This is a genomic window from Luteolibacter sp., from assembly GCF_058122085.1.
Genome location: NZ_JBIKBQ010000156.1, coordinates 1 through 6,921, shown reverse-complemented (window position 1 = coordinate 6,921; position 6,921 = coordinate 1). Strand labels below are relative to the sequence as shown.

Below are 6,921 nucleotides of genomic sequence, written 5' to 3'. Positions count from 1 at the left end.
GCCATCGTGTTGTCGTCGAGTATGGCTTTCATGCGAGCCAAACAGAGACGAAATGGGATGCCTTGTCTAGGATTTTCTTAGAATCGGGATGCGCTGGGGGGATTTCATTCAAAAAGAAAATGCCGTGGCGGTGAACGCGAGGTATTCGAAAAACGGCTTGTCAGGAAATTTCCCCGCGTGTTCCTTCAGGCATTTGATGGCGTGATCCGCGATGAACCTCGTCGAGTAATAGCCGCTGCCCGGATCGACAGGCGGCAGTTGGACATCGTCCTCGAAATGGCTTTGCGGCGAGAAGAAGCGGTTGGGGTCCTCTAGCGAATAGGAGTGGTCGAACCCGGCGGGCAGGCGGTCGCCGTCCATGTGCCACTTGCCGGAATGATAGGAGCGGTAGCCCAGCGGCTTGAGGAAGGCGGGCAGCATCTGCGCCCAGCGCGGGCGAACGCCGTTCGCACCGCTCATCGTGCCGAACATGCCACCGAACGTCTCGACCGTTGGAACAAATACGCCTTTCCGGAAAAGAACATCTAGCCCGGAGGTGAGATCGTTTAACCAATAGCCAGCCGGGACAAAAAGCCATGGTGAGTACGATCGCCAGATTCCCTCGCTGAAACCGAAGGCACCCGCCAATCCAATGAAACTCCGCACCAACCCCGCCGCCGGCCTCATTCACGATGAACTGGAAGCTCGCGAAATTCCAGCAGCCAAGGCAGCCAGGGACATGGCGATTCCGCGCAGTCGCCGACAAAGGTGCCCAGATCCAGAGGGAAGTCCTTCCGGCTCCGAAACTCAAAGTGGCCTGATTACCCGGTTGGGCACCCCAGCCAATCGCCGCTAAAATTTCAACGCCATTTCCGTCCTAACTGCCGGTCAAGCGGCTGGATTTTCTTTTTCGGCATTTGCGGACGAATGATTCCATGCGGCAAGCCGAGTGCCATTTCCACATGCCCGGGAACGAAGCGAACGGTCTTCTTCCCAATGCGGATGCATGGAATCAGGCCATTCTGCGCCCAAAGCGAAATCGCCCGTGTGGTCACGGAACAAACTTCCGCGATGGTGGTCGCCGTTACGAGGGGACGTAAATCTTCTGAGGTATCGGATGGAATCAGCATGCGGGAGACGAAATCAGGAACTCCGGTTCAAACTCAAGCGCGCATGGCTCTCGCGGGATCAACATTTGATGAACTGGGTAACTTCGATGAAGAACGATTGGCTGGCAAAGTTGCCGTGCATGGGTCATCCTGAGGTCATGAGCAAACCGGTGAATCATACCGCGATGCACAAGGTGTGGCACACGGCCCGAAAGAAGCAGAAGAAGAGAGCTTCGCCACCGCATGCCGTGGCGCACCACCGGCGTGGAATCGGACTGACGTTTGGCCGGATGAAAAAGGCGGGGCGCGGGACCTGGGTGGCATTTCTGGCGGTTCTGGGACCGGGGCTGCTGGCCGGCTTGTCTGACGATGATCCGGCGGGCATCACAACCTATTCGGTGCTTGGCGCGGACTTCGGCTACCGGTTGCTATGGATCATCCCTGCCTCGACGATCCTGCTGGTGCAGTTTCACTTGATGGCTGTGCGTCTGGGGGCGGCGACGGGCAAGGGATTCGTGGGCGTCATCCGCGAGAAATGGGGTCTTGGTGCGGGCTACTTTGCGGTCGGCGGGCTATTGTTTGCCAACTTCGGAACGATCTGCGCCGAGTATGCGGGCATCTCGGCGGCGGCGGGGCTGGTCGGCATTCCGTCGTGGATCAGCGCGCCGATCGCGGGCCTGCTGATTTCACTGGTGGTGGTGCTGGGCTCGTTTCACCGGGTGGAGCGCGTGCTGCTTGTCATCTCGGCAACACTGGCGCTCTACATCATCGACGGCGTGCTGGCCGCGCCGGATTGGGGTGCGGTGTGGCACCACTCGGCGACCCCACACATGCCGGTGAATGCGGCGGGATGGGTCGCGATCTCCGCGGCACTGGGTACGACACTGGCACCGTGGGGACTGGCGTTCATCCAGTCCTACGCGGTGGATAAGAAGATCTCGGTCGAGTCGCTGCGCTGGGAGCGTGTGGATGTGGTGATTGGATCGGTGCTCACCGGCGTGATCGGACTGGCGATCGCGGTGGCCTGTGCGGCGACCTTGAACAAGGCGGGCGTTCACATCCAGAACGCCGCTGACGCGGCAACGGCGTTGCGACCGCTGGCTGGCCGGTTCGCGACCTTGCTATTTGGCGCGGGCCTGCTGGGTGCTGCACTGCTGGCGGCAGCCGTCGTGCCGATCGCAACGGCCTATTCGATCGCCGAGGGTGTCGGTGAACCGGCGTCGCTGGACCTGGACTCGCGTCATTTTCAGTGGTTCTACGCGGCATTTGTAGGGCTGACCATCGCGGCGGTGAGCGTGGTGTCCCTGCCAGCGCTGCCGCTGATCCCGTTGATCTACACGAGTCAGGTGGTGAATGCGGTGCTGTTGCCGCTCCATTTGATCGCGCTGCAACTGCTGGCGGGCGATGCATCGATCATGACTACAGCCCGGATGGGGCCGTGGTCGCGGGCGGCTGGCTGGACAAGCATCGTATTGGTCATCGCCTGCGTGGGGGCGCTGGGCTGGAGTTGGTTGAGTTGATATATTGGTGAGGAAGCCCGGTTCCACCATGGTCATCTCCGGTAGCCAACGGCCCTCATGAACCAACCACCCTCCGCACTCCGCAGCGCCCTGGCCCTCGCGGGCTTCATCCTCGTCACGTTCTGTGCGCCGCTGGCTGGTATGTTCTCGCTGCCGGGCGCATGGTATGCGGCGCGGTGGATTGCCATCCTGCTCGCGCTCGTGAGTTTCCACCGCGTCCACAAGACGGCGGGCTTGCTGTTCGCGCCATGCTTGGCGTGGGTGACTTTTGCAGCCCTCCTCAACTTCACCCTGTGGCGGATGAATCCGGCCGGCGACAACTCACACCCGGGAGGAATTTTCGCGGCCACCAACACCAGAAAGGCAGTTCAAGTGAACACTTTCCGATTGACCCGCCAGCCGCCCGGGTGCACCCATATCCGCCGTGCCCAAGCCGCTCACCGCCTTGTTCGTCGATTGCGATTCCTACTTCGCGTCGGTCGAACAACACCTTGATCCCGCCCTCCGCGGTCGGCCGGTCGGCGTGGCTCCGGTGATGGCGGAAAGCTCGTGCTGCATCGCGGCCAGTTACGAGGCCAAGGCGTTTGGCGTGAAAACCGGCACCCGCATCAGCGACGCCCGGATCATGTGTCCCGGCATTGCCATCGTGGAGTCCAAGCCCTCGGAATACATCCGCTATCACCACCAGATCATCGCGGCGGTCGAGGACTGCATCCACGTCGAGGCCGTCCTGTCCATTGACGAGATGTGGGCCTGGCTGCCCTACAACCTGCGCGAGCCGCAGACCGTCGAAGCCATCGGCCGCCGCATCAAGGAAACCGTGGCGTGCGACGTGTCCCCCGTCATCAAGGTGAGCGTCGGCGCGGCTCCAAACAAGTATCTGGCGAAGATGGCCAGCAAGATGCGCAAGCCAGACGGTCTGTTCATCATCGAGCATCACGATCTGCCGCAGGTCCTGCACCCGCTCAAGCTCCGGGACTTCACCGGCATCGCCCGCAGCATGGAGACGCGCCTGCATGCCGGCGGCATCTACACGGCGGCCGAACTCTGCGCTGCCTCCAAACCAACGCTGCGGCATGTGTGGGGCGGCGTGATGGGTGAGCGGCTGTGGCACCTGTTGCGCGGCGATGAAATTCCAGACCTGGTATCAGCCCGCAAAACCATCGGCCACAGCCATGTGCTGCCGCCGGATTGCCGACACCCGGACAAGGCATGGCCGATCCTCTGCAAGCTGCTGCACAAGGCGTGCGAGCGGCTCCGTTCCCACGGCCTGCTCGCCGGGTCGCTCACCATGCAGGTGGCGTTTCTGCGCGGCGTGTCATGGGCAGCCGAGGCGCGGACGGAGGAAACTGACTCCACGTTACTCTTCATGCGGCTGCTCGACCGCTTGTGGCGTGATCGTCCTGAACCACGCTGCCAACTGCTGCAAGTCGGCGTGGTGCTCACCCGGTTTTGTGAGCGGTCTAATCACACGCCGTCACTCTTCCAGACGGTCGCCGACTCCATGGCTTCGTTCGATACGGAAAAGCAGCGGCGTTTGGACGAGACCATCGACAAGCTGCGCGCCCGCTACGGCCGCAAGGTGGTGTATTTCGGCAGCGTCCAGGACAACCGCGAGACCGCACCCATGCGCATCAGCTTCACCCACATCCCGGATCTGGAGTTGGAGCAGGATTGAGGAAACGCACTCATCCAACTTGCCTGAAAATCAGAAACACCGCTACAACGTCCGCCCGCCCCATGCAGCACCGCCTTCACATCCGGCCCGCCCGGAACTACCCACCGTCTTCCTCGCGGAACCGCGTGCTGTATGCGTTGCTCGCAGTCGCCGTGATCGCATGCGGCCTGCTGTGGCGCTCCGGCACCATTCCCCTGCCGCCGGTCATTTCGAAATACGGTGGCGATGCGTTGTGGGCGCTGATGGTGTTCGTGGGCTTCGGTTTCCTGTTCCCTCGTGCATCGACGTTGTTGATCGCCCTGCTGGCCCTTACGTTCGCGTGGGGTGTGGAGTTTTCACAGCTTTACCACGCGCCGTGGATTGACGCGATCCGCGCGACGCTGCCCGGACGACTGGTGCTGGGAAACACCTTCAACTGGCCGGACTTGTTGGCGTATGCCTTGGGGATTGCGCTTGGTGCGTTGGCGGAGTGGTGTTTGCGGGACTGAGCGTCAACGGGGTCGCCACGCAACTGCCACCGCAGAGACGATGTCAGCGCACTTCTCGCCGCCGCCGGCATCCCGGCAATGTGGGTCGGCTGGCTAGCCGCAATCAACCGCCATTCACAAGCCCCACCTTCCTCTTCACCTCCATCCGCTTGATCCTCAGCTCTTCCTTGCTCGCCTCGGAGCGGCTGCCGATTTCCTTTCGATAGACGATCTCAAGCGGCAGCCGTCCGCGCAGATACTTTGCCGCCTTCGGCCCTTGCGAAACGTGCTCCCCGAAACGCCTCTCCACATCGGTTGCGATCCCCGTGTAGAGCGAGCCGTCGCCGCAGCGTATGATATAAACCGACCAACAGGATTCACTCATGACAGTCGAATCTTCAGTTCCATGTCATCCCTCATCGCCAGCAGCGCCTCGGCGTTTCCCTTGGCGTCATCAACCGGGTGGTGCGTGTGGCGGGTTTTCCGCAGGTGCTTGAAGTTTTTGGTCATGTCGCCCACCAGGCCCTTGTAGAGGCTGCCGAGGTTCGTGGATGAGAAGCCGAATGGATTGGCTCCGGTGAAGTGGTGGAAATACCAGTTGATGAACTGCCAGTCGAATCCGTTGTTGTCGGAAACGAACATCGGCCGCCCGGCACCCACCTCTGCAACCCACGCGGCAAACCGCCGCATCACTTCTTCCGGTTCCGGAAACGCCAGCGTCTGCTCACGGCTGAAACCACTCACAGCCAGCGCCTCAGGCACAAACGCTTCCGAAATCGGCCGCAGCTCGCCGTAGAACGTCCGCTCCAACCCCGGCTCGACCACCACGGCACCGAAGGAAACCATTGAGTAGTCGCCGGGAATCGGCCCGTCGGCTTCAATATCGACCATGATCCAGCTCATTGTTTTCCGGGTTTACTGCTTTCCTCCACACAAGGGCCACGCTTCGGCATACTCGGCGCGTTCCGTGAAAAGAATGGGGTTGAGCATGGCGACGTCAGAGTTCGAGGAGGCAGTGTTCCAGCAGGGCACAGGTTTGCGTGAGACCTTGGTTGCGCAGGGTTGCGAGATATTCGGCGGCGGTAAGCGGCGGCTGTTTCAAGCTGAGGCGAGCCTCGCGCAACACAGCAATCATCCCTTTCCGGTGCTCTTTGATGAGTCCGGCGAGCAACTCGTCCGGGGTTGCCGCACGGAGGCCATGACTGGCGAGCACGGCTTCGGGGAAATCCCTCAAGTTCCATGTGAGGATGATGCCAGCCTCGGCTTCGATGGCGGCGGCCGGCACATGGCGGTCGTCCACATCGGGGAGTTCGAGGTCTTGCATCCTCCACTCGTAACCGGTGACCAGGCTGCCCTCCGCATGGAGATCCATCAGCTCACGGGTCCGTTGGAGTCGCTCACGGGTGAGATCCGACCGGTCGCGGAGCACCGCCTCGATCCACTCGTCGTGAACGGCATCCGTCCAGCGGGCGAGAATGAGTTGGTGAAGCGCCAGCCGCATCAGAACGTCGCGCAATGCCGCCGGGTAGAGAGTGCAGGCATCAAGGACGACAACGGGGGAAATCATGCTGCTTCAGTATCCCAAGTTGAGTCGTTGGCCTTCCGCTGCGAGTTCGTCCAGTGCGGCGAGTCGTGCGGCGTGCTGGTGCTCCCGGTAGGCGAGCACGTCCTTGACGAAGGCCCGACGGTGGGTGCCCACGCGGCCGCTAGGAATCCTCCCCTCATCGAACAGCTTAGAGGCGAAGGGCCGGGAAACCCCTAGCAACTCCGCCGCTTCCCGTGGCGAAATCTCTTCCTCGCCGCTTAGGACCGTGACAGAGCGGCCTGCGGCAAGGTGTTCCACCAGCTCGGTGACGAGTCCCAGTGCGAGGGTCGGGAGTGAAATCGGCCTGTTTCCTACAGTGATCGTCGCGTTGGTGGGATGGCTGGGACCGTGCAGCGCGTCCAGCAGGCTGCGCAGTGCGTCCTGATCGCTTGGGCTCAGACGGGATGGTTCTAGTGTCTCGTAAAATTCAAATTGTTGGATAGAGTGATTTGAGTTTGATGCGGGCTTTTTCGTGGGGAAATTTTTCTTTCCGTTAAATTGTTAAAATCTCAGCGGGCTGGCTGATGGACATTTGATACGAGAACTTGATCTCCCCAGCAAGCTCGGATTGCTCTTTCGCGCT

10 protein-coding genes are annotated in these 6,921 nt (G+C 61.3%); 4 read left to right on the top strand and 6 right to left on the bottom strand.

What is annotated here, in order from left to right; all coding sequences use genetic code 11:
* Nucleotides 1–108: 108 nt before the first annotated feature.
* A complete protein-coding gene (locus AC4DF4_RS17360) occupies nt 109–471 on the bottom strand; it encodes a sulfatase-like hydrolase/transferase (protein WP_490049370.1) in 363 nt (120 codons plus the stop codon).
* A gap of 368 nt (nt 472–839) precedes the next feature.
* The gene (locus AC4DF4_RS17355; protein WP_490049369.1) at nt 840–1,109 is read right to left on the bottom strand and encodes a hypothetical protein; all 270 of its coding nucleotides are present in this window, start codon (nt 1,107–1,109) and stop codon (nt 840–842) included.
* Between AC4DF4_RS17355 and AC4DF4_RS17350 the strand changes: the two genes are divergently transcribed.
* The 4 genes from AC4DF4_RS17350 (at nt 1,097) to AC4DF4_RS17335 (ending at nt 4,774) form a co-directional block, all read left to right on the top strand.
* Entirely contained in the window at nt 1,097–2,608 is a 1,512-nt protein-coding gene (locus AC4DF4_RS17350) for an NRAMP family divalent metal transporter (protein WP_490049368.1), read from the top strand. The two genes, AC4DF4_RS17355 and AC4DF4_RS17350, sit on opposite strands and share 13 nt — an antisense overlap.
* 57 nt (nt 2,609–2,665) lie before the next feature.
* The gene (locus AC4DF4_RS17345) at nt 2,666–3,103 is read left to right on the top strand and encodes a TspO/MBR family protein (protein WP_490049367.1); all 438 of its coding nucleotides are present in this window, start codon (nt 2,666–2,668) and stop codon (nt 3,101–3,103) included.
* Entirely contained in the window at nt 3,033–4,286 is a 1,254-nt protein-coding gene (locus tag AC4DF4_RS17340; protein ID WP_490049366.1) for a DNA polymerase Y family protein, read from the top strand. The genes AC4DF4_RS17345 and AC4DF4_RS17340 overlap by 71 nt, the downstream gene beginning before the upstream one ends.
* Nucleotides 4,287–4,348: 62 nt before the next feature.
* Nucleotides 4,349–4,774 (top strand): ribosomal maturation YjgA family protein, encoded by a 426-nt coding sequence (locus tag AC4DF4_RS17335; protein WP_490049365.1) that lies wholly within the window; start codon nt 4,349–4,351, stop codon nt 4,772–4,774.
* Nucleotides 4,775–4,877: 103 nt separating this feature from the next.
* Here AC4DF4_RS17335 and AC4DF4_RS17330 read toward each other — a convergent pair whose 3' ends face one another.
* From AC4DF4_RS17330 to AC4DF4_RS17315, 4 genes are all read right to left on the bottom strand, one after another.
* Nucleotides 4,878–5,138, bottom strand: a complete 261-nt coding sequence (locus AC4DF4_RS17330; RefSeq protein WP_490049364.1) for a GIY-YIG nuclease family protein — start codon at nt 5,136–5,138, stop codon at nt 4,878–4,880.
* Nucleotides 5,135–5,656 (bottom strand): 3'-5' exonuclease, encoded by a 522-nt coding sequence (locus AC4DF4_RS17325; RefSeq protein ID WP_490049363.1) that lies wholly within the window; start codon nt 5,654–5,656, stop codon nt 5,135–5,137. The genes AC4DF4_RS17330 and AC4DF4_RS17325 overlap by 4 nt, the downstream gene beginning before the upstream one ends.
* 94 nt (nt 5,657–5,750) lie before the next feature.
* Nucleotides 5,751–6,320, bottom strand: a complete 570-nt coding sequence (locus AC4DF4_RS17320; RefSeq protein ID WP_490049362.1) for a VapC50 family PIN domain-containing toxin — start codon at nt 6,318–6,320, stop codon at nt 5,751–5,753.
* Nucleotides 6,321–6,326: 6 nt separating this feature from the next.
* Nucleotides 6,327–6,596 carry an excisionase family DNA-binding protein gene (locus tag AC4DF4_RS17315; protein ID WP_490049361.1) on the bottom strand — a complete coding sequence of 90 codons (270 nt, stop codon included), beginning with the start codon at nt 6,594–6,596 and terminating at the stop codon, nt 6,327–6,329.
* Between the last annotated feature and the right edge of the window lie 325 nt (nt 6,597–6,921).

Bases quoted from the DNA above. Each gene is read 5' to 3' on its own strand.
- AC4DF4_RS17360 (WP_490049370.1), bottom strand. From the start codon at position 471: ATGTTCGGCACGATGAGCGGTGCGAACGGCGTTCGCCCGCGCTGGGCG.
- AC4DF4_RS17320 (WP_490049362.1), bottom strand. From the start codon at position 6,320: ATGATTTCCCCCGTTGTCGTCCTTGATGCCTGCACTCTCTACCCGGCG.
- AC4DF4_RS17345 (WP_490049367.1), top strand. From the start codon at position 2,666: ATGAACCAACCACCCTCCGCACTCCGCAGCGCCCTGGCCCTCGCGGGC.
- AC4DF4_RS17335 (WP_490049365.1), top strand. From the start codon at position 4,349: ATGCAGCACCGCCTTCACATCCGGCCCGCCCGGAACTACCCACCGTCT.
- AC4DF4_RS17350 (WP_490049368.1), top strand. From the start codon at position 1,097: ATGGAATCAGCATGCGGGAGACGAAATCAGGAACTCCGGTTCAAACTC.
- AC4DF4_RS17325 (WP_490049363.1), bottom strand. From the start codon at position 5,656: ATGAGCTGGATCATGGTCGATATTGAAGCCGACGGGCCGATTCCCGGC.
- AC4DF4_RS17330 (WP_490049364.1), bottom strand. From the start codon at position 5,138: ATGAGTGAATCCTGTTGGTCGGTTTATATCATACGCTGCGGCGACGGC.
- AC4DF4_RS17355 (WP_490049369.1), bottom strand. From the start codon at position 1,109: ATGCTGATTCCATCCGATACCTCAGAAGATTTACGTCCCCTCGTAACG.